Source organism: Aggregatibacter segnis ATCC 33393 (assembly GCF_000185305.1).
Lineage (GTDB): Bacteria > Pseudomonadota > Gammaproteobacteria > Enterobacterales > Pasteurellaceae > Aggregatibacter > Aggregatibacter segnis.
On sequence record NZ_GL622200.1, the window covers coordinates 798590 to 821243 of the forward strand.

Annotated in this window: 18 protein-coding genes; 15 read left to right on the forward strand and 3 right to left on the reverse strand. The window is 42.9% G+C overall.

Annotation, left to right across the window (positions count from 1 at the left end; genetic code table 11):
• The first annotated feature begins 113 nt into the window (after positions 1-113).
• The 6 genes from sppA to dapD all read left to right on the forward strand — a co-directional run bounded on the left by sppA (position 114) and on the right by dapD (position 6776).
• On the forward strand, positions 114-2000 hold the full coding sequence (gene sppA, locus HMPREF9064_RS05590) for a signal peptide peptidase SppA (RefSeq protein WP_006717879.1): 1887 nt from the start codon (positions 114-116) through the stop codon (positions 1998-2000).
• Between the two features lie 40 nt (positions 2001-2040).
• Positions 2041-3165, forward strand: a complete 1125-nt coding sequence (gene tyrA, locus HMPREF9064_RS05585; RefSeq protein ID WP_006717881.1) for a bifunctional chorismate mutase/prephenate dehydrogenase — start codon at positions 2041-2043, stop codon at positions 3163-3165.
• A gap of 79 nt (positions 3166-3244) precedes the next feature.
• The gene (locus HMPREF9064_RS05580; protein ID WP_006717883.1) at positions 3245-3868 is read left to right on the forward strand and encodes an L-threonylcarbamoyladenylate synthase; all 624 of its coding nucleotides are present in this window, start codon (positions 3245-3247) and stop codon (positions 3866-3868) included.
• A gap of 44 nt (positions 3869-3912) precedes the next feature.
• Positions 3913-4899 (forward strand): 23S rRNA pseudouridine(2605) synthase RluB, encoded by a 987-nt coding sequence (gene rluB / locus HMPREF9064_RS05575; RefSeq protein ID WP_006717885.1) that lies wholly within the window; start codon positions 3913-3915, stop codon positions 4897-4899.
• A gap of 34 nt (positions 4900-4933) precedes the next feature.
• Positions 4934-5905, forward strand: coding sequence for an HTH-type transcriptional regulator CysB (gene cysB, locus HMPREF9064_RS05570; protein ID WP_006717887.1), 972 nt, complete (start codon positions 4934-4936; stop codon positions 5903-5905).
• Positions 5906-5948: 43 nt separating this feature from the next.
• Positions 5949-6776: a 2,3,4,5-tetrahydropyridine-2,6-dicarboxylate N-succinyltransferase gene (gene dapD, locus HMPREF9064_RS05565; protein WP_006717889.1), complete on the forward strand. Its 828-nt coding sequence runs from the start codon at positions 5949-5951 to the stop codon at positions 6774-6776.
• A 72-nt stretch (positions 6777-6848) separates the two neighbouring features.
• Here the strand turns inward: dapD and tehB are convergent, their stop codons facing one another.
• The gene (tehB, locus tag HMPREF9064_RS05560) at positions 6849-7709 is read right to left on the reverse strand and encodes an SAM-dependent methyltransferase TehB (RefSeq protein ID WP_006717892.1); all 861 of its coding nucleotides are present in this window, start codon (positions 7707-7709) and stop codon (positions 6849-6851) included.
• Between the two features lie 435 nt (positions 7710-8144).
• On the opposite strand from tehB, the gene aceE reads away from it, so the two are divergent.
• The 3 genes from aceE (at position 8145) to lpdA (ending at position 14280) form a co-directional block, all read left to right on the forward strand.
• Positions 8145-10802, forward strand: coding sequence for a pyruvate dehydrogenase (acetyl-transferring), homodimeric type (gene aceE / locus HMPREF9064_RS05555; RefSeq protein ID WP_006717894.1), 2658 nt, complete (start codon positions 8145-8147; stop codon positions 10800-10802).
• A gap of 73 nt (positions 10803-10875) precedes the next feature.
• Positions 10876-12756: a pyruvate dehydrogenase complex dihydrolipoyllysine-residue acetyltransferase gene (gene aceF / locus HMPREF9064_RS05550; RefSeq protein WP_006717895.1), complete on the forward strand. Its 1881-nt coding sequence runs from the start codon at positions 10876-10878 to the stop codon at positions 12754-12756.
• Between the two features lie 99 nt (positions 12757-12855).
• Entirely contained in the window at positions 12856-14280 is a 1425-nt protein-coding gene (gene lpdA, locus HMPREF9064_RS05545) for a dihydrolipoyl dehydrogenase (RefSeq protein ID WP_006717897.1), read from the forward strand.
• 74 nt (positions 14281-14354) lie between these two features.
• Here the strand turns inward: lpdA and HMPREF9064_RS05540 are convergent, their stop codons facing one another.
• Both HMPREF9064_RS05540 and HMPREF9064_RS05535 read right to left on the reverse strand, forming a co-directional pair.
• A complete protein-coding gene (locus tag HMPREF9064_RS05540) occupies positions 14355-14942 on the reverse strand; it encodes an aminotransferase class IV family protein (protein WP_006717900.1) in 588 nt (195 codons plus the stop codon).
• A 2-nt stretch (positions 14943-14944) separates the two neighbouring features.
• Complete coding sequence (locus tag HMPREF9064_RS05535) at positions 14945-15922, reverse strand: aminodeoxychorismate synthase component I (RefSeq protein ID WP_006717902.1); 978 nt, start codon at positions 15920-15922, stop codon at positions 14945-14947.
• Between the two features lie 94 nt (positions 15923-16016).
• Between HMPREF9064_RS05535 and HMPREF9064_RS05530 the strand changes: the two genes are divergently transcribed.
• The 6 genes from HMPREF9064_RS05530 to HMPREF9064_RS05505 all read left to right on the forward strand — a co-directional run bounded on the left by HMPREF9064_RS05530 (position 16017) and on the right by HMPREF9064_RS05505 (position 22581).
• Positions 16017-16583, forward strand: coding sequence for an anthranilate synthase component II (locus HMPREF9064_RS05530; RefSeq protein ID WP_006717905.1), 567 nt, complete (start codon positions 16017-16019; stop codon positions 16581-16583).
• Between the two features lie 151 nt (positions 16584-16734).
• Positions 16735-17679, forward strand: a complete 945-nt coding sequence (locus HMPREF9064_RS05525) for a 2-hydroxyacid dehydrogenase (protein WP_032997844.1) — start codon at positions 16735-16737, stop codon at positions 17677-17679.
• Positions 17680-17766: 87 nt separating this feature from the next.
• Entirely contained in the window at positions 17767-19713 is a 1947-nt protein-coding gene (locus HMPREF9064_RS05520) for a TonB-dependent receptor plug domain-containing protein (protein WP_006717910.1), read from the forward strand.
• 66 nt (positions 19714-19779) lie between these two features.
• On the forward strand, positions 19780-20586 hold the full coding sequence (locus HMPREF9064_RS05515) for a substrate-binding domain-containing protein (RefSeq protein WP_006717911.1): 807 nt from the start codon (positions 19780-19782) through the stop codon (positions 20584-20586).
• Positions 20587-20846: 260 nt separating this feature from the next.
• Positions 20847-21824, forward strand: coding sequence for a FecCD family ABC transporter permease (locus HMPREF9064_RS05510; protein WP_006717914.1), 978 nt, complete (start codon positions 20847-20849; stop codon positions 21822-21824).
• Positions 21825-21828: 4 nt separating this feature from the next.
• Positions 21829-22581: an ABC transporter ATP-binding protein gene (locus HMPREF9064_RS05505; protein ID WP_006717917.1), complete on the forward strand. Its 753-nt coding sequence runs from the start codon at positions 21829-21831 to the stop codon at positions 22579-22581.
• The last annotated feature ends 73 nt before the right edge of the window (positions 22582-22654 follow it).

A 22654-nucleotide genomic window follows, 5' to 3' on the forward strand; every position in this document is an offset into this window, starting at 1 on the left:
GGAATAAAGTGCGGTGGATTATAGCACAGTTTTTAAAACAGGCTTTCTCTAGGTTTATTCAGACGTAGGTTTATGGTATTTTAAACGCCATTTTGTTGATTTTTCGAGGTTATATGAAATTTATCGTCTCTTTGGTGAAGTTTGCCTGGCGTATCCTTAATTTTATTCGTGATTTAGTCATGAATATCGTTTTCTTGATTTTTGTTTTATTGGCACTTTCCGTTTTTACCCTGATTGTTGGGGCGGATAAACAGGAAAAAGTCGTGTTAAAAGGCGATCAAGGGGCGTTGCTATTACAACTGGATGGCTATTTGGCAGATAATCGCGATGCTCAAAGCAGTTTCAAAAGCATGCTAAAAGAATTGGATAACCAACGTATTGCGCAACAATATTCGACCTTTGATGTGATTTATGCCATTGATGCAGCGGCACAGGATGACAAAGTGAAAGGCTTAGTGCTGGATCTCAATTATTTTCAAGGAGGCGATTTACCATCTCTTGAATACGTCGGTGAAGCGATTGAGAATTTCAAAGATAGCGGTAAACAAGTGATCGCTTATTCGGACAGCTACAACCAATCTCAATATTTCCTCGCCAGTTATGCCGATGAAATTTACATGAATCCTATCGGCAGTGTTTCTATTGAGGGCTTGGCACAGGAAACGCTGTATTATAAAGAAATGCTGGATAAATTAGACGTGAACCCGCACGTGTTCCGTGTGGGCACCTATAAATCAGCCGTTGAGCCATTTTTGCGTAATGATATGTCGCCTGAAGCACGGGCTAATTTACAACGCTGGTTAAACACCATGTGGGAGAATTACACGGCACAAGTGGCCATTAATCGGGACATTCCGAAAGCGCTTGTTACGCCGACGGCAAATACTTATTTAACCGAGTTGAAGGCCTTGAAAGGCGACAGTACGGCATATGCGGTAAAACGTAAATTAATTACTGATGTGTTGGATCGTTTCGATTTAAATAGAAAATTGACCGCACTTTTTGGTGAAGATAAAGAGCATCAGCCGAAAACCGTGGATTTTGAAACCTATTTAGCTTCTTTACCGGATCGTTTAATCGGCGAAACAGACAATAAAATTGCCGTGGTGAACGTCGAGGGCGCGATTGTAGACGGCGAAAGTGATGAAGAAAATGCCGGTGGCGATACGATTGCGATGTTATTACGTCAGGCGCACGATGATAAAGACGTAAAAGGCGTGGTATTGCGTGTCAATAGCCCGGGTGGCAGCGCTTTTGCTTCTGAGATCATTCGCCAAGAAGTAACGCATTTACAGAAAGCCGGTAAGCCGGTGGTGGTTTCCATGGGAGGCATGGCGGCGTCTGGCGGTTACTGGATTTCTTCCACGGCGGATTATATTGTGGCAGATAAAAACACCATTACCGGCTCTATCGGTATTTTTGCCGTGTTACCGACTTTCGAGAACACCATTAAGAAAATTGGCGTTTCTGCCGATGGCGTGAAAACTTCCGATTTGGCGTTAGGTTCTCTTTTAAGCCCGTTGTCCGCTGAATTAAATGATGTATTACAGCTGGAAATTGAACATGGTTACGATCAATTCTTAACTAAAGTGAGCGAGGGGCGTCATTTAACCAAAGCCCAAGTGGATAAGGTTGCACAAGGTCAAGTCTGGCTTGGTTCCGAAGCGTTAGCGCATAAATTGGTGGATGAGTTAGGTAATCTTGATACCGCTCTAGGAAAAGCCATGGAATTGGTGAATGAAAGACGCGCGGAGCAAGAAAAAATTGATGAAAGTCGTTTCTCTGTGGAATGGATGGTGGACGATGAGCGTACGTTGATTAAGAAAATCATGCGCGATTTCAAAGGTGAAGGTCGTCTTTGGTTACAGCGCGTGATGGCAGAAACTGTCGGATTACCAAAAGAAATGACACTGTTTAAAAAACAACTTGGTTTGTTAAATACGTTTAACGATCCGAAAGGGCAATATTTATATTGCTTAACCTGCGGTTCTGTGAAATAAAAGTGCGGTCGGTTTTTCGGGTGTTTTTAGCGGAGATAAGATGGAACAGTTAGCAGAGTTAAGAGCGCAAATTGATCAATTAGATCAAGAATTGCTACAGCTTTTGGCAAAGCGCTTGGAGGTGGTACATAAAGTCGGTGAAGTTAAACAACAACATGGCCTGCCTATTTATGTGCCGCAGCGGGAAATCGAAATGCTACAACGAAAACGTGAAGCCGCTGAGCAACTTGGGCTGTCGCCTGATTTAATTGAAGACATTTTACGCCGCATTATGCGTGAGTCTTATGTCAGTGAAAATCGTTTCGGCTTTAAAACCGTAAATCCCGCAATTCGCAAAATTGTTATTGTGGGGGGACGAGGCAAACTTGGGCGTTTGTTTGGTCGTTACTTGCAAGATTCCGGTTATCCTGTTGTGGTGTTGGAACACGAGGATTGGCCTCAGGCAGAGAGCATTTTGCAAGAGGCGGATGTCGTGATTGTTTCTGTACCTATCGCCAATACGCCTGAAGTGATTGAACGCCTTAAACCCTATCTCACCGAAAATATGTTGTTGGCGGATTTAACCTCTGTGAAACGAGTGCCGTTACAAAAAATGCTGGAAGTGCATCAAGGCGCCGTGGTTGGGTTACACCCGATGTTTGGGCCGGATATAGCCAGCATGGCAAAACAAGTGGTGGCATGTTGTGACGGGCGTTTTAGCGAACGCTATCAGTGGTTGTTACAACAAATTCAAATGTGGGGTGCCAAAATCTACCCAGTAGATGCCGCGGAACATGATCATCATATGACCTATATTCAGGCGTTGCGCCATTTTTCCACGTTTGTGTATGGCTTGTATTTGTCCCAACAGCCGGTGGAATTGGAAAAATTATTAGCATTATCTTCGCCGATTTATCGTTTGGAATTGGCAATGGTCGGACGTCTATTTGCACAGGATGCGGCATTATATGCCGATATTATTGCGGATAAACCGGAAAACTTGGCGGTGATTGAACATCTGAAAAACAGTTATGAAGTCGGCTTTGATTTTTTCAAAAACCATGATCGCCAAGGCTTTATTGATCAATTCAATCAAATTCGCGACTGGTTTGGTGATTATTCAGAACAATTTTTACAGGAAAGCCGTCAATTATTGCAGCAAGCCAGTGACGCAAGAAATGTTTAATGGCACGGCACAAAGCGTTATCCTGCAGGCGCTTAAACTGCTATAATACGCCGCAATTTTACTCGGAGAGTGAAAACATATGAGTCAATTTTTTTATATCCATTCGGAAAATCCGCAGGTGCGTTTAATCAATCAAGCGGTTGAAATTTTACGTAATGGCGGCGTGATCGTGTATCCTACCGATTCCGGCTATGCGTTGGGTTGCATGATTGGGGATAAGCATGCGATGGATCGTATCGTGCAAATTCGCCAATTACCGGAAGGGCATAATTTTACTTTGGTATGCAGTGATTTATCGGAGTTATCCAATTATTCTTTAGTGACGAATTCTGCTTATCGCTTGATTAAAAACAACACGCCGGGACGTTACACTTTTATTTTAACGGCAACCAAAGAATTACCGCGCCGTTTAATGACGTCCAAACGAAAAACCATCGGGATTCGTGTGCCGGATAATCAAATTGCCTTGGATTTATTGAAGGCATTGGGGGAGCCGATTTTATCTTGTTCTTTAATGTTGCCAAACGAAGAACATATTACCCAATCGGATCCGGAAGAAATTCGAGACCGCCTAGAGCATCAAGTGGATTTAATTATTCACGGCGGTTATTTAGGACAAGAGCCAACCACTGTGGTTGATTTAACGACAGAAACGCCGGTCATTTTGCGTGAAGGCAGTGGTTCGGTCGCTCCGTTTATTTAAACCTATTTTTGAAAAGACGCTTGGGAAAGCGACAACGAGGATTTATGAAACCCACAACACAAAAACGCGTTCAAAATCGACCGCACTTTACACAGAAAAACCAACCTGTCGTAGCGAAAAATCGTCCAACTTCAGTAAAGCCAAATGGAAAAAATGAGATGAAAACGACTTCAGCCGAAGGCGAGAAGTTACAAAAAGTATTGGCACGAGCCGGACAAGGTTCCCGTCGTGAAATCGAAAGCATTATTGCGGAAAATCGAGTAAGTGTGGACGGTAAAATCGCAACGCTAGGCGATAGAATTAACGTGAATTCTGGTGTGAAAGTGCGTATTGACGGTAATTTGATTAATCTGACACAGGCGCAGAAAGAAGTGTGTCGTGTATTGATGTATTACAAACCGGAAGGTGAGCTTTGCACCCGTCATGATCCGGAAGGGCGCGCTACCGTGTTTGATCGTTTACCGCGTTTAACCGGTGCCCGTTGGATTGCAGTTGGTCGTTTAGATATTAATACATCGGGTTTATTGTTATTCACAACAGACGGCGAATTAGCGAATCGTTTAATGCACCCAAGCCGCGAAGTCGAGCGGGAATATTCTGTTCGCGTGTTTGGTGCAGTAGATGACGCGATGTTGAATCGCTTAAAGAAAGGCGTTCAATTGGAAGACGGCCCGGCAAATTTTAAAGAGATTAAATTTGTTGGTGGGGTGGGGATGAATCAATGGTTTGATGTGACCTTAATGGAAGGACGTAATCGTGAAGTGCGTCGTTTATGGGAATCGCAAGGCATCCAAGTGAGCCGCTTGATTCGTATTCGTTATGGCAACATTAAATTGATGAAGAATTTACCACGTGGTGGCTGGCAGGAGATGGAACTGGCAGACGTGAATTATTTACGTGAATTGGTCGGTTTACCACCGGAAACCGAAACCAAATTAGACATGAATAAGCAACGACGTAAGCCAAAGACAGGGAAAATCCGTAAGGCAGTTAAACGTTATTCAGAATTAAGTAAACGTTATAAAAAATAACCGCACTTTACGGTTGTCATTAAAAGGAGAATTTATGAAATTTCAACAGCTTCGCTATATTGTTGAAGTCGCTAATCAAAATATGAATATCACGGAAGCTGCGCATGTGCTATTCACATCGCAACCGGGGATTAGTAAACAGGTACGCTTATTAGAAAATGAGCTAGGCGTAGAGATTTTTGAGCGTAATGGTAAGCACATCAAAGGATTAACGCCGCCCGGGAAAAAAATTGTGGCGATCTCTCGTGAGATTATGATGAAAATGCAAGGCATTCGTTCTGTTGCTGATGAATATACCAAGCCAGAACAAGGTGTATTGCGTATTGCAACGACAAATACGCAGGCGCGTTATATGTTGCCGGCGGTTGTAGAAAAATTTTCTCAGCGTTATCCCAACGTAAGTTTGCATATTCATCAAGGTTCACCTACACAAATTTATGATGCATTGATGTCTGATGAAGTGGATTTGGCCATTACTACCGAAGCGCAATATCTCTTTGATGATGTGGTCTTGTTGCCGTGTTACTTCTGGAATCGTTCGGTGATTGTGAAGCCCGATCATCCTTTAGCTCAATGCGAACATCTTACTATTGAAGAGTTAGGGAAATATCCTTTAATTACCTATACCTTCGGTTTTACCGGTGCGTCTGATTTGGATTATGCTTTTAATAGTGCGGGTATTTTGCCAAACATTGTGTTTACTGCAACGGATGCGGATATTATCAAAACCTATGTACGCATGGGGTTGGGCGTAGGAATTATGGCTTCTATGGCACATACATCGGCAGATAAGGATTTAGTGGCTATCAAAGCAGATCATTTATTCCGTCCAAGCATGACGCAAATTGCATTTAAAAATGGTGCATTCTTACGAAATTATATGTATGACTTTATTAATTATTTTTCACCGCACTTGACTCGAACCAATGTTGAAAAAGCTGAGGCGTTGCATGACAACAGCGACGTGAAAAAGTTATTTAGTAATGTCACGTTAGAAGTATTGTAATCTTAACGCATTTATTTTTATTAACACTGATATAGGAAGCAAGATGTCCAATTTACAACAAATTATTGAAAACGCCTTTGAAAAACGCGCGGAAATCACACCGAAAACCGTTGATGCACAAACTCGTGCCGCCATTGAAGAAGTGATTGAAGGCTTAGACTGCGGTAAATACCGTGTTGCAGAAAAGATTGATGGCGAATGGGTGACTCACCAATGGTTAAAGAAAGCGGTATTGCTTTCTTTCCGCATCAATGAAAATCAAATTATTGATGGTGCAGAAACCAAATACTACGACAAAGTCGCTTTAAAATTTGCTGATTACACGGAAGAACGTTTTCAACAAGAAGGGTTCCGTGTAGTGCCTTCTGCTACCGTGCGTAAAGGGGCATACATTGCTAAAAATACAGTGTTAATGCCATCTTATGTGAATATTGGTGCGTATGTGGGCGAAGGATCGATGGTGGATACTTGGGCAACAGTCGGCTCTTGCGCACAAATCGGTAAAAACGTGCACTTATCCGGTGGCGTAGGGATCGGTGGCGTGTTAGAACCATTACAAGCCAACCCAACCATTATCGGCGATAACTGCTTTATCGGCGCGCGTTCTGAAGTGGTAGAAGGGGTGATTGTTGAAGATGGTTGTGTGATCTCCATGGGCGTATTTATTGGTCAATCTACCAAAATTTATGATCGTGAAACGGGCGAAATTCATTATGGTCGCGTACCGGCTGGTTCAGTCGTTGTTTCCGGTAGTCTTCCGTCAAAATGCGGTAAATACAGTCTTTACTGTGCTGTTATCGTGAAAAAAGTGGATGCTAAAACGCTAGGAAAAGTGGGTATCAACGAGTTATTACGTTCCATTGAAGAATAATTAAAAATGCAATAAAAAAAGACCGCACTTTATATCGCAAAGTGCGGTCTTTTTCTTTTCTAAATCGGCAAACTATTTTTTTCTTGCCAACATGGTTACAAATTTCATTTTATAGCGATTGCCGTTTTCATCGGTTTTGTGCAGTTCACCCATGTTTTCGTTGTATTCTAAGAATTCCCAATCTTTGTAGTATTCTTTCAATTCATTTTCACCAAAGGTGAAAGAGAATGGTACCGGGCAAGGCACTTCCGGTGTGGACATGGCGGCCACGATTAAATTGTAGCCCCCCGGATTGGTGTGGTTTTGCATGTTTTCAAGAATTGCCGGTACGCGGGTACGATCGAGGAACATAAAGACCACAGTCGACAAAATAAAATCATAGTTTTCTTGAATGTTTGCATCGTTGATATTGTAAAGTGCGGTCTGAATTTTCAGATTTTCTTTCTCTTTAGTCTCGTTTAAAAATTGGAGACTGTTTTCATTGTGATCCCAAGAAGTTACATCATAGCCGAGTAAACTCAAATAGAGGGAGTTACGCCCTTGTCCACACCCTAAATCTAACACCTTACATGGTTTGATAATTTTAGCCGCATTGACCACATCGCCGTGAGTAGCGGTCATATTGTATTTTTTGCTGAAGTAGTCTTCCTTGGTGCAATAAAATTCAAGGAAACATTCCAAATCATCGGAAAGGGCTTCAACACGATGCCAAAGTTGAGGTTCAACAAAAGGTGTTTCATCTTGTGGGGTGAAAATGTGTTCGCTCACAATATCACCATTTTCCGTTAACACATAAAATTTGAGTTTGCCCTTTAAGACGGTGAGTTTTCCCCAAGTGCCGACTTTGGTGTTGTGCTTTTCTTGAAACATTTTTGGCAAGCTGTCTTTGGTCCAAACCGGCATTTTTTTGTAACAAATAAGTTCGTTTTGCATTTTTTATCTCCAAATTTTTATGCGATATAAATAGTTGAGTTTAATGGTAGGTTAATTAGGCGAAATACGCAATATTTAATTCTTTTTTTCAATGGCTAATATGTGATGACGATCACCTATTTTAGAAAGAGCGGTCGCTTTTTTAGGCGTTTTCTTTGGTGTGGCAGATTGTTGCGTAAATTTATGTATAAATGGTTATTTAAAAGAGCTCGGCGATAAGATATTTTCCGCTGCAGAGATAAAAATCACTATCATTCTTTCAAAAAATCTAATAAGATTTACATTATTTGTTAAAAATTTGTAATGTGTGTTTTTTGTACAGTTTACATAGTGGTTTTGACAAATTAAACCATTTTTAGTTATCAATTCGTTGTTTAATTGCTACCAAAAGTAGCGTTAAATGTACTTCTAACTTAACAAAATAAGGAAAAAACTATGTCAGAATTGTTAAAAAATGACGTAGATCCGATCGAGACTAACGATTGGTTGGCAGCAATTGATTCGTTAATTCGTGAGGAAGGCATTGAGCGCGCTCAGTTCATTATCGATCAAGTTATGCAACAAGCTCGCGCCGGTGGCGTTTCTTTACCTAGTGGGATCACAACCGATTATGTGAATACCATTCCAGTTTCCGAGCAACCGGCTTATCCGGGCAATTTAGAGATTGAACGTCGCATTCGTTCTTATGTTCGTTGGAATGCCGTGATGATGGTATTACGCGGACAGAAAAAAGACCTTGATTTAGGTGGCCACTTATCCACTTTCCAATCTGCGGCAACCATGTATGAAGTCGGTTTTAACCATTTCTTCAAAGCGGCAACAGAGAAAAACGGTGGTGACTTAGTCTTCTTCCAAGGCCACGCGGCGCCGGGGATGTATGCTCGTGCTTTCCTAGAAGGACGTTTAACGGAAGAGCAATTAGACAACTTCCGTCAAGAAGTGCATGGCAAAGGTTTGTCTTCTTACCCTCACCCCAAATTAATGCCTGATTTCTGGCAATTCTCTACCGTTTCTATGGGGTTAGGCCCGGTGAACGCCATTTATCAAGCCCGTTTCTTAAAATACTTACACAATCGTGGTTTGAAAGATACGGCTGATCAAAAAGTGTATGCCTTCTTAGGCGATGGCGAGATGGATGAAATTGAATCTAAAGGTGCATTAACTTTCGCCGCTCGTGAACATTTAGATAACTTAATTTTCGTCATTTCCTGTAACTTACAACGCTTAGACGGTCCGGTAAACGGTAACGGTAAAATCGTTCAAGAATTAGAAGGTTTATTCGTGGGCGCCGGTTGGGAAGTAATCAAAGTTATGTGGGGTAGTCGTTGGGATAAATTATTTGCCAAAGACACCACAGGTAAACTCACCCAATTAATGATGGAAGTGGTTGATGGTGACTACTTAACATTCAAATCTAAAGACGGTGCTTACGTACGTGAACACTTCTTCGGTCGTTACCCGGAAACCGCGGCATTAGTTGCTGATATGACTGACGATGAAATTTGGGCGTTACAACGTGGCGGTCATGATCCGCTTAAAGTATTTGCCGCATTCAAGAAAGCACAAAATGCCGGTAAACCGGTTGTTATCTTAGTGCAATCTGTGAAAGGCTATAAAATTGCTGAAGCAGAAAGTAAAAACACCGCACACCAATCCAAAAAAATGTCTGCTGACAGTATCAAAGCTTACCGCGATTACTTCCACATTCCGGTGAAAGATGAAGATTTGGAAAGCTTGCCGTATGTCACCTTCCCAGAAGGTTCCGAAGAGTACAAATACTTGCATGAATATCGTAAAGCATTGCAAGGTTATGTGCCTGCACGTCAACCGAAATTTACCGTGGACTTCAAAGCACCTGAGCTTTCAGAATTCTCTGCGTTGTTAGAAGCGCAACCACGTCCGATTTCAACCACAATGGCATTCGTTCGTTTCTTAAATACGTTGTTAAAAGACAAAAATGTGGGTCAACACATTGTGCCAATCGTGGCAGACGAAGCGCGTACTTTCGGTATGGAAGGCTTATTCCGTCAAATCGGTATTTACAACCCACATGGTCAAAATTATGTCCCATCCGACCGCGATTTAGTGGCTTACTACCGTGAGGCGAAAGATGGTCAAGTCTTACAAGAAGGGATCAACGAATTAGGTGCAACCTCTTCTTGGTTAGCTGCAGCAACGTCTTATTCTGTGAGCAATATGCCGATGATCCCATTCTTCATTTACTACTCCATGTTCGGTTTCCAACGTGTGGGTGACTTAATGTGGGCAGCCGGTGACCAATTGGCTCGTGGTTTCATGATTGGTGGTACGTCAGGCCGTACAACATTAAATGGTGAAGGTTTACAACACGAAGATGGTCACAGCCACATTCAATCTTTAACGATTCCGAACTGTGTCTCTTATGACCCGGCATTTGCTTATGAAGTAGCGGTTATCATGCAAGACGGTATTAACCGTATGTATGGTGAAAAACAAGAAGATGTGTTCTATTACATCACCACTTTAAACGAAATTTACGATCAACCTGCAATGCCTGAAGGCTCAGAAGAAGGTATTCGTAAAGGTCTTTATAAATTTGAACGCGTACAAGGAAAAGGTAAAGGCGAAGTGCAATTACTTGGTTCCGGTGCGATCTTGCGTCATGTACGTGAAGCTGCTCAAATCTTGGCTAACGACTACGGCATCAGCTCTGATGTTTATAGTGCGCCGTCCTTCACTGAAGCTGCTCGCGAAGGGGCGGATGCGGTTCGTTGGAATATGTTACATCCAACCGAAACACCACGTGTGCCATACGTTGCTCAAGTGATGAACGACAAGCCTACCGTTGCAGCAACCGACTACATGAAGCTTTTTGCTGAGCAAATCCGCGCTTATGTACCGGCTAAACATTATCATGTGTTGGGTACGGATGGTTTCGGTCGTTCCGATAGCCGTGCGAACTTGCGTGACCACTTTGAAGTAGATGCACACCACGTTGTGGTTGCCGCATTACATGTGTTGGCACAAGAAGGCATAGTTGACAAGAAAGTGGTTGCCGAAGCAATCGCAAAATACGGTATCGATCCTGAAAGATTGAATCCGTTATACGCATAAAAAATAACGAAAAAAACGACCGCACTTGATGAAAGTGCGGTTGGTTTTCCAAACGTTTAAAAGGTAAAAAGAAATGGCTAAACAAATTCAAATTCCGGATATCGGTAGTGATGAAGTGACCGTTACCGAAGTGATGGTAAAAGTTGGAGATACGATTACTGCGGATCAATCCATTATCAATGTTGAAGGTGATAAAGCATCGATGGAAGTGCCGGCACCTGAAGCAGGCGTGGTTAAAGAAGTGTTAGTGAAAGTTGGAGATAAAGTAACCACCGGCACGCCTATGTTGGTACTAGATAGCGCTGACGCGGCACCTGCACAAGCCGCTCAACCGGCCGCAGCACCTGCCGCTGCGCCGGCTAGTGCACAAGTAGTTGATGTGAATGTGCCGGATATCGGTTCTGATGAAGTCAACGTTACTGATGTTATGGTAAAAGTGGGTGATCGCGTTGAAGTGGATCAATCCATTATTAACGTTGAAGGCGATAAAGCGTCTATGGAAGTGCCAGCACCTGTTGCCGGTATCGTGAAAGAAATTATTATTAAAGCGGGCGATAAAGTGTCCACCGGCACATTGATTATGCGTTTTGAAGTTGCCGGCAGTGCGTCTGCTTCAGCACCAGCGGCATCTGCGCCTGCTGCCGCACCTGCCGCACCAGTTGCCGGTGGTGTGAAAGAAGTGAATGTCCCTGATATTGGTGGTGACGAAGTTAACGTGACTGAAATTATGGTAAAAGTAGGCGATAGCATCACAGAAGAGCAGTCATTAATTACCGTTGAAGGTGACAAAGCTTCGATGGAAGTGCCGGCACCATTTGCCGGTGTTGTTAAAGAAATTTTAGTGAAAGCGGGTGACAAAGTCTCTACCGGTTCATTAATTATGAAATTTGAAGTGGCAGGTTCTGCACCAGTTGCCGCAGCTGCACCACAAGCTACTGCACCGGCTCAGGTAGCAGCGCCAGCTGCCGCACCTTCTGCGTCGGCAGCAACGGCATCTGATGCTGATGTCACTTCAGCGAAAAGTTTTGCACACGCCACACCGGTGATTCGCCGTCTTGCCCGTGAGTTCGGTGTTAACTTAGATAAAGTGAAAGGTACCGGTCGTAAAGGTCGTATCTTAAAAGAAGACGTTCAAGCTTATGTAAAAGCGGCAGTGAAAGCGTTAGAAAGTGGTTCTTCAGCAACTGCTGGTGCTGCAAATGGCGCAGGTTTAGGCTTGTTACCATGGCCGAAAGTTGATTTCAGCAAATTTGGTGAAATCGAAGAAGTGGAATTAAGCCGTATCAATAAGATTTCCGGTGCGAACTTACATCGTAACTGGGTTATGATTCCACACGTTACTCATTTCGATAAAGCAGATATCACCGAGTTAGAAGCTTTCCGTAAAGAACAAAATGCCTTAGCGGAAAAACAAAAACTTGGCGTGAAAATCACACCGGTTGTGTTTATTATGAAAGCGGTTGCTAAAGCATTAGAAGCGTATCCTCGTTTCAACAGTTCTATCACTGAAGATGCGCAGCGCTTAATCTTGAAAAAATACATCAACATCGGCGTGGCGGTAGATACACCAAATGGTTTAGTTGTACCGGTATTCAAAGATGTGAATAAAAAAGGCATTATCGAGCTTTCCCGTGAATTGGCTGAAGTTTCTAAGAAAGCCCGTGACGGTAAATTAACGGCATCCGATATGCAAGGCGGTTGTTTCACCATCTCCAGTATTGGTGGTTTGGGTACAACTCACTTTTCGCCAATCGTGAATGCGCCGGAAGTGGCGATTTTAGGTGTATCCAAATCTTCAATGGAACCTGTTTGGAACGGTAAAGATTTTGCACCGCGCTTAATTCTTCCGATTTCCTTGTCATTCGACCACCGTGTTATTGACGGTGCCGACGGTGCACGCTTCATTAGCTACATCGGTTCTGTGTTGGCAGATTTACGTCGTTTAATTATGTAATTTATTGTGCCTCTCTCAAATGAGAGAGGCATTTTTAAATTTTTAGCGCTTGATTAAATGAAGTGCGGTCATAAAAAATCGCATTTTTAAGGAGACAAAATGAGTAAAGAAGTGAAAACCCAAGTGGTTGTGCTTGGCGCAGGTCCGGCAGGTTATTCCGCTGCATTCCGTTGTGCTGACTTGGGCTTAGAAACAGTCATTGTTGAACGTTATTCTACTTTGGGCGGCGTTTGTTTAAACGTAGGTTGTATTCCGTCTAAAGCGTTATTACACGTTGCAAAAATTATTGAAGAAGCTAAACACGTTGAACATCACGGCGTTGTTTTTGCTGAACCAACCATTGATTTAGATAAAATCCGTGCCGGTAAAGAAGGCGTGGTTTCTCGCTTAACTGGTGGTTTAGCCGGTATGGCAAAAATGCGTAAAGTGCAAGTGGTGCAAGGCGAAGCTAAATTTGCTGATTCCCACACTTTAGCGGTGACCGATAAAGACGGTAATGTTACGAACGTGAAATTTGATAATGCGATTATTGCAGCAGGTTCTCGTCCAATTGAATTGCCATTTATTCCACACCACGATCCACGAGTTTGGGATTCTACCGATGCGCTTGCATTGCGTGAAGTGCCAAAAGAATTGTTAATCATGGGCGGTGGTATCATCGGTTTGGAAATGGGGACCGTTTACCAAGCGTTAGGTTCTAAAGTTGATGTGGTTGAAATGTTCGACCAAGTGATTCCTGCTGCAGACAAAGATATCGTTAAAATCTTCACTAAACGTATTGAGCAAAAATTCAATTTAATGCTTGAAACCAAAGTGACTGCCGTAGAAGCGAAAGAAGACGGCATCCATGTGTCTATGGAAGGCAAAGCAGGCAGCATCACAAAACGTTATGATGCCGTATTAGTAGCTATTGGTCGTACACCGAACGGTAAATTGCTTGATGCAGAAAAAGCCGGCGTCAACGTTGATGAACGTGGCTTCATTCGTACCGACAAACAAATGCGTACCAATGTGTCTCACATTTTTGCTATCGGTGATATCGTTGGTCAACCAATGTTAGCCCATAAAGGTGTTCATGAAGGTCACGTGGCTGCTGAAGTTATTGCAGGTAAAAAACACTATTTCGATCCGAAAGTGATTCCTTCTATTGCCTATACAGAGCCTGAAGTGGCATGGGTTGGTAAAACTGAGAAAGAATGTAAAGCGGAAGGCTTGAACTATGAAGTGGCAAACTTTCCGTGGGCTGCTTCCGGTCGTGCTATTGCTTCTGACTGTGCCGACGGTATGACAAAACTGATTTTCGATAAAGACACTCATCGCGTATTAGGTGGAGCTATTGTAGGTACCAACGCAGGTGAATTGTTAGGTGAAATCGGTTTGGCGATCGAAATGGGTTGTGATGCGGAAGACATTGCGTTAACCATCCACGCGCACCCAACTTTACACGAATCTGTCGGTTTAGCGGCCGAAGTCTTCGAAGGTTCCGTCACCGACTTACCAAATCCAAAAGCGAAGAAAAAATAATTTGCTTGATTAAACATAAAAGCCTTTCCAAATGGAAAGGCTTTTTTCTTGCTTAAATATTGCAGGATGATTTTTTATTCCAATCCATTCAACGCATTGATCAACCTGATTTCTTCAAACAAACTCAAATCCGTGGCTAAAATCGACCGCACTTTTATGCGACCTTGGGCTAATAGTGCCGCCCGTTGGGTGCCTTCAAGGAGTGGCGTGTCGGGGGTGAACCATTGTGTACCTTGGCGGAAAATAAGATTGCCGATAGTGCAATCGGTGACATATCCGTTTTTGATGATCATGATTTCATCGCAATCGCCTTTTTGCGCGAGTAATTCGTTTAATAAAGTGCGGTCAGCGAATTTTAAGCCGTAGTCAATGTGGTCGCAGATAACCGGTTTAAAGGTACGACAATGTTTACGCTGGTAAGGAAAATAACGGCATTGAATTTGCTCTGCATTGTAATCGATTCGGCAACGAATCAGCGGTTCGGCAGTCAATTCGAGCGGTACACGAATATGTTCGGCAAGTTGAAAAATGCGAGGAAAAACGACCGCACTTTGTTTGCCATAAAACGCCTGTAAACTGCGTTCGTAGCGTCGTTGATGGAGTGCGATATTGCGGATCTTGCCTTGTTCGATGGCAAGGGTTTCAAATAAAGGAAATTCCATGGTTAAGCCCTCTGTAACGGCACATACACTTTTTGAATTAATTCTTGATATTCTTCCTGTGCGTCACTTTGAATGGTAATGCCTCCACCACTGCGGAAAACAAAGCCTTTTTCTGTGTCTTCAATAAAACGAATTGCCACCGCACTTTGTAATTTTTTCCCATCAAAAATACCGAATATACCGGTGTAATAGCCACGAGGTTGTTGTTCGGCCTGTTGAATAATTTGTACGGTTTTTTCTTTGGGGGCGCCACTGATAGATCCGGCGGGTAGCAATTTGGCAAGAAGAGAGCCGATTTCTTTCTGCCAGTTTTCCGCTAATTCACCACGAATTTCGGAGCTAGTTTGCAAAATGGCGCTGCGTTCTGTTTGGATTTCTTCCACATAACGAAAGCGAGTCACTTGAATGTTTTCAGCAACGGTGGCTAAATCATTGCGCATTAAATCCACGATGGTGTAATGTTCCCGCTGCTCTTTTTGATTGTTGAGCAAGGTGGCTTGGGCATGGGGAAGTGTTGCATCAATCGTGCCTTTCATCGGATAAGTGAAAATATGGTTGTCGTATAAATTGACAAAACATTCCGGTGAAAAACACACAAATTGATCTTTGAACAACAACTTGTATTTTGCCTGACTGTATTGGAAGAGTTGACGCAGTGAATAATGGGTTTCAATCAGTGTCGGATAAGTCAGATTCAGCAAATAGGAATTACCGAAGTGCTGTTCCTGTTGTACTAAATCAAAGCCTTTTTGATAGGCGGCAAAATCCATTGGCTGTTTATGTAAATAAAAAGGCGCTATCGGCAAATCTTCCAGCCAATTCACGTTGGTATAATCAGGAAATTGGACGAAAATCCCTTGCTCAGCCATTTCATTTAGCGGACACAATATCGGTTTTTGTTGCTCAAAATCGATTAAAAAGAAGAAGGGCGTTTTCGCTTCGCCAAATTGGTTCGCTTGTTGAATAAAATCTTGCCACATAACATTATCTCGTGAAAAAACGGCGAAAATTTTAGCTTAAATCGCCATAAAATTATATACTTCACCGCCTATTTAGCCCTTTGAGAAAGATGTTATGTCACTACTGATCATCAATAATCACGATTCTTTTACGTTCAACTTAGTGGATCTCATCCGTCGTTTGGATGTGCCATTTCAAGTGGTTAATGTGGAAGAACTGGATTTAGATGCCGTGGGCGATTTTTCTCATTTATTGATTTCTCCCGGCCCTGATGTGCCGCGCGCTTATCCACAATTATTTGAGCTGCTGGCGCGTTATCAGCACAGCAAATCCATTTTGGGCGTGTGTTTAGGGCATCAAATGTTATGTGAATTCTTTGGTGCAGAATTACATAATCTTCCGTCACCACGTCATGGGCAAGCCAAGCGGTTGCAGTGTGTGGCGGAATCCCTTCTCTTTAAAGATATGCCTCAGGCCTTTCAAATTGGCTTATATCATTCTTGGGCGGTAAGTGAGCTGAATTTCCCAAGTGCATTACAAATTACCGCCCGTTGTGATGACAACATCATTATGGCCATGCAGCATAAAACGTTGCCGATTTACGGGGTACAATTTCATCCGGAATCCTATATTTCGGAATATGGTGAGCAAATTTTGCGAAATTGGTTGCAGGAATCTTAAGAAGAACCATCAAAGTGCGGTGCTTTTTCGCTGCGTTTTTAGATCGAGATCACACAAATCATAAAAATCCTTTCTCTCCCTTGTTTTTGCGCAAAGGCTTCTTTAAGGTTAGACGTCATATTCAAACGTTGTGAAACTAAAGGAGTTTTTGATGAACATTGTTTTTCTCGATCGTACCGGTATTCCCGCAAGCCATAATATTCCACGTCTAAGCTTTCCACACACATGGACGGAATATGACCGCACTTTGCCGGAGGAAACCTTTGAACGCAGCAAAGACGCCGATATTGTGGTGACCAGCAAAGTGGTGTTTGACCGAGAATTATTAAGCCGCTTACCGAAATTAAAACTCATCGCAATTACCGCCACCGGTACCAACAACATTGATTTAGATGCCGCGAAAGACTTGGGTATTGCTGTGAAAAATGTGACGGGCTATTCTGGTGTGACCGTGCCGGAGCATGTATTGGGCATGATTTTCTCATTAAAACATAGTCTTATTGGGTATCATCGCGATCAAGTGACCTCTGATCGCTGGGCCACCTGCGGACAATTTTGTTACACCGATTACCCGATTACCGATGTGCGAGGCGCGACGTTAGGTGTATTTGGTAAAGGTTGCTTAGGCACAGAGGTGGGTCGCTTGGCGCAATTATTGGGTATGAACGTGTTGTATGCGGAACACAAAGGTGCAAGCCATATTCGTGAAGGCTACACTGAATTTGAAACCGTATTGAAACAAGCGGATATTGTTACGCTGCATTGCCCGTTAACCGATACCACCAAAAATTTAATCAATGCGGAAACGTTGGCATTAATGAAACAGACCGCTTATCTCATCAATACCGGGCGAGGCCCATTGGTAGATGAAGCTGTATTATTAGATGCGCTAGAAAACGGCAAAATTGCCGGTGCTGCCTTGGATGTGTTGGTCAAAGAACCACCGGAAAAGGACAACCCATTAATTCAAGCGGCAAAACGTTTGCCGAATTTATTAATCACGCCGCATATTGCGTGGGCGAGTGATTCAGCAGTAACCACTTTAGTGAATAAAGTCGCGCAAAATATCGAAGATTTTGTGGCGCACGGTAAGTAATTTTCGTTTCCTGTGCTATGATGTGGCGCCTGAAAAAGGGCGCCATTTTTTATGGCAAATTTCGTCTTTTAAATTGGAAAATCGAGAATGAAGAAGAATCTTATTACGACAGCAATGTTATTCAGTTTACCGGCGCTTGCCTTTGCCGCTGAACAAGCAAAAACCGAATTAAAACCTATCAGCGTTTATTCTGCGTACGCCACACCGGTGAACCAAGATCAAACCGCTTCATCTGTTACCGTTCTCACTGAAAAAGAGTTTGCCGAGCGCAACGCGACTTATGTGAGCGATGTGTTGAAAACCGTGCCGGGAGTGGCAATGGGAGTCAGTGGTGGACGCGGTGCGATAACAAGCCTTTTCCTACGTGGCGCAAATTCAAAACATACTGCGGTCATTATTGACGGCATTCGTGTTAATCCGGCTGATACTAACTTTGATTTCGGTGGTTTAGCGTTAAGTAACATTGAACAAATCGAAGTGTTACGTGGCGAGCAATCTGCACTTTGGGGCAGTGATGCCATGGGTGGCGTGGTTTATATCACCACCAAAAGCGGATTATATAAAGACAAAGAATTTAACGTTGATTTCGACTTAGGTGCAGGTTCACACCGCACCCGTGATGGCTCTGTCACCCTTTCCGGTCAACATCACGGTCTTTACTATGCCCTTCATGGTGATAGTCATCGTACGCAAGGGATCTCTGCGCGTAGCGAACGCGTATTTAATTATACGAGCGTATCCGGCGCAAAAAGTACAAACGTGCCGGCGACTGAAAAGGATGGCTTCCACCGTGATAACGTGTCTATGCGTTTAGGTTTTGATGATGGTCAAAAAGGCGTTGATTTCCTGGCTTCACATTCATCTCAAACGGTTCATTTTGATAATAGTGCAGAGCACGAAAGAAAATTTGATGACAATACCCGTACACGTGAAACCCGCTATAAATTAAGCGGTTATTTTGGTAATGCAGAAGATTTATTCGTGCATAAAGCGGCGGTAAGTCACGTTAAAACCGATGCTGATACTGCACAATATAGCAGTTGGACTTCTGCTGTTGGTAAAACAGAATACGACAGCAAAAAGTTGAATACGAACTATCAACTTGATATTAACTTCGACCGTGAAGGTGAAGTCAAACAAGCCGTCAGCGTATTAGCGGATTACCAAAATACGAAATATGTTGCTTCCGCTTACAATTTTGCTGAGAAAAAATTAACCGAGAAAAGTGTTGCCGCAGAGTACCGTTTATTTACTGAAGCGGACCACAGCCTTTCTGTTAGCGGTCGTTATACTGACAACAGCGTATTTGAAAATGCTTTCACCGCACGTCTTGCCGGTGCTTATCGTTTCACACCAAATGTTAAAGCGCACGCAAGTTTGGGCAAAGCTATTCATAATCCGACCATGTCCGAATATTACGGTTGGGGTGGAACTTGGTTAGCTAACCCGAACTTGAAAGCAGAAAAAAGCTTGGGGGGCGAATTTGGTGTCTTATTTGAAACCGATGATAAGCGTCATAGCTTGGATACGACCTATTTTGCCCGTAATGTAGATAACTTTTTAAGTGACGAAAATTCCCTTACCGGCAATTACATGAATCCAACAAATCGTGCGGTAAACCGTGATGGTAAAACCAAAATTAAAGGCGTAGAGATTGTGTATAACGGAAAATTCACTGATAGCCTTTCAGGTTATGCAAACTACACTTACACCTATATTAAATCTGAAAATGATCAATATGGTTCAAACTATGTTCGCCGTCCGAAACACACAGGAAACCTAGGGTTAGCTTATCAAATCACGGAAAAATTAGGTTCTGATGTCAATGTGTCTTATGTGGGTAAACGTCTTGATTCCGGCGATTTCAAAATGCCTTCATACACCTTGGCAAATCTTGGCGTGAACTACCAACTCATGTCAAATCTCAACATTTATGCGAATTTAAACAACGTATTCAATAAAAAATACGAAAACGTCCTTGGCTATGGTCAAGACGGACGTCATGTTTATGTTGGCTTGAGAGGATCGTTCTAATCATAAGGCGGGCTTTGGTCCGCCGAATTTTTTAATCATGGCGGGCTAAAAACCCGCCTTCGTTATATGAAAAAAACATCCGTTATTTTCACCGCACTTTTTCTTTCCTTTTCTGCACACGCTGAGCAATTTGTTTCGCTCACCTTGTGCAGCGACCGACTGCTTGCGGAAATTGCCCGTCCGGAACAAATCGCGGCGATGTCGCCTTACTCTCAAAATCCGCGCATGATGCTGGATAAAATTAATCGAGATAAACCTATCCTTGAGCCGCAACTTACCGCATTGTTGCCTTATTTGGATAAAACGCTGTTGATTAATGAAACCTTTTATCCTCAATTGGTCGCTGATTTAAAGCGCCTTGGCGTAAAAATTGTGCCGATTAACGACAGTCCACAAACCGCTGAAGAATTATTTGAACTCCTGTTGCAACTCGGAAAAATCACCGGTAATGAAGCCCATGCGGAACAGTTGGTAGCAAAATTAACATCACAAAAGACCAAAATGAATGTGTCCTTGACTGATACGCTAATGTTATCGGAAACCGGCGTAGTGGAACCTATTTTCCCGCAATATAACGTGCTATTAACATTGCTTGGTTTAACACCGTTAAAATACCCATTGACCCCGCAAAATTTTTCATTGGAAAAAGTGCTGCTTGCTCAACCTAACGGGTTAATCGAAATCACTGACCAACAAAGCTATAACGAACAGGCGGAATTGCTTGACCATCCTCTGCTAAAAAAATACTTTGAAAATCGACCGCACTTTCGCATTCCGATGAAATATACTTATTGCTTTGATCACGGTGTGTGGCAAGGGGCGGAGAGGATTTATCAACAATGGAAGTCATGGAATTCGACAAATCTCCCTTGAATGAGACAAATCTCTCCTAGCCCCTCTTTACTAAAGAGGGGGATTTTCTTTAGTAAATTAACCCCAGATGGCATATTTACCTTTTTTGTGTGTGAATGATTAAAATGAAAGGCATCAGAATGATAAATTATCGATACAACAGTTCCCCTCTTTAGTAAAGAGGGATTTGGGGAGATTTGTTAAATTAATAGAAAGAGATTTGATAACATTAAAACGAAGAACATACCGAATGATCTTTGGATTGCATAGGAAATAGCCCATTGACAAAAATACAAAAATTAAATACCGCACTTTTTTCATTCTTACTGTTGATAACAAGCATTGCCCTTTATCATCAACTTGGCGATTTTGCGCATCTTAAAAATGCGGATGGGGTGCTGACTGATATGCGCTCGCTTGTATTGTGGGATGTTCGTGTACCGCGCATTGGTTTGGCGATTTTAACCGGCGCCTGTCTTGCTCTTGCAGGGAATGCCATGCAGGGTATTTTTCAAAATCCATTGGCAAGCCCGGGTTTGCTCGGCAGTAGCGCCGGGGCAACTGCTGCCAGTGTGCTTATTCTTTATTATTTTTCTGTGCCGTTTACGGTATTGCTGTTCGGCGGTGTTGCAGGGGCATTAGCGAGTTTTTTATTGGTGTATGCCATTGCTAAAAATCATGGCACGACCATGATGCTCCTCAGCGGTTTGGCGGTGAATATGTTGCTTGGCGCCGCCATTGCGTTGTTGTTATCTAACGCCGAAAGCCCTTGGGCGCTAGCAGAGCTTTATCGTTGGTTACAAGGCTCATTAGTGTGGGCGAAGCTTGACACTTTGGTGATTTCACTGCTGATCGTTCTGTTTGGTTTAGTTTGTTTATACCGCGAACGTCGTTATGTGGATTTACTCAGTTTCGGTGAAGAGACCGCGGGCACCATGGGGATCGATCCGAAACGAAGTTTTTTTATCACCACCTTTGGCGTTGCGTTGCTCGTCGGCGCAACCATTCCACAAACGGGTGCCATCGGTTTTATCGGCTTAATCGCACCGCACTTTGCACGAATTTTATTGAAGCAACGCCCATCACAACTTTACATAACAAGTGCCTTATTTGGGGCTTTATTGTTGCTCATTGCAGATCTTTGTGTGCAATATGTGCCGTTTTTCTCTCACATTTACATCGGCACACTCACGGCAATGATTGGTGCGCCATGTTTGATTTGGATTTTATTGACGGAACAACGCAGATTGGCAAGGTAACTTTATGATTAAAATCGAGAATCTCTCCCAACCTTACGGGTTAAAAGGCATTCACTGCACTATCCCAACGGGCAAATTGGTCGGCATTATGGGTGCTAATGGTGCGGGCAAATCAACGTTGCTGAAAACCATCGCCGGTATTTTGCCTATTGATAAAGGTGAAATTTGGTTCGATGACAACAGATTGACCGCCATGAGTGCCACACAAAAAAGCCAACAGTTAGCTTATCTTGCACAAAACACGGAAATTCACTGGGATTTATCTGTGTATGACGTTATCGCGTTGGGTTTGCCAAATCCGCTTAACCGAGCCAAAGAACAAGAAAAAGTGCGGTCGATTTCAGAAACGTTTTCCATTTCACATTTATTAGAAAAATCTTTTCGCCAACTTTCCGGCGGCGAAAAAGCCCGCGTACAACTTGCTCGTTGTTGTATCAAAAATGCCCCTTTATTGCTCGCTGACGAACCCATCGCAGCCCTCGATCCGTTTTATCAAATCGATATGATGGAACAATTAAAATCTCTTACGCCCAGCCACACCTGCGTGGTCGCAATCCATCACCTTTCTTTAGCCTATAAATTCTGCGATGAAGTAATTTTATTGAATCAAGGACAAATCATTGCCAATGGCGAAAAAACGCAGGTGTTAACTGCTGAGAATTTGGCAAAAGCGTTTGGCATTCAGGCTGAAATTGATGAAGCGAAAAAAGAGATTATGGGGATTGAGAAGTTAAGTAACGAAAACGTTAAGTACTAATTGAGCTGGTTAGTAAATTAAAAAAGCGCTATTTCGAGAGAAATGGCGCTTTTTGTTTTGATTGTATTAAAAG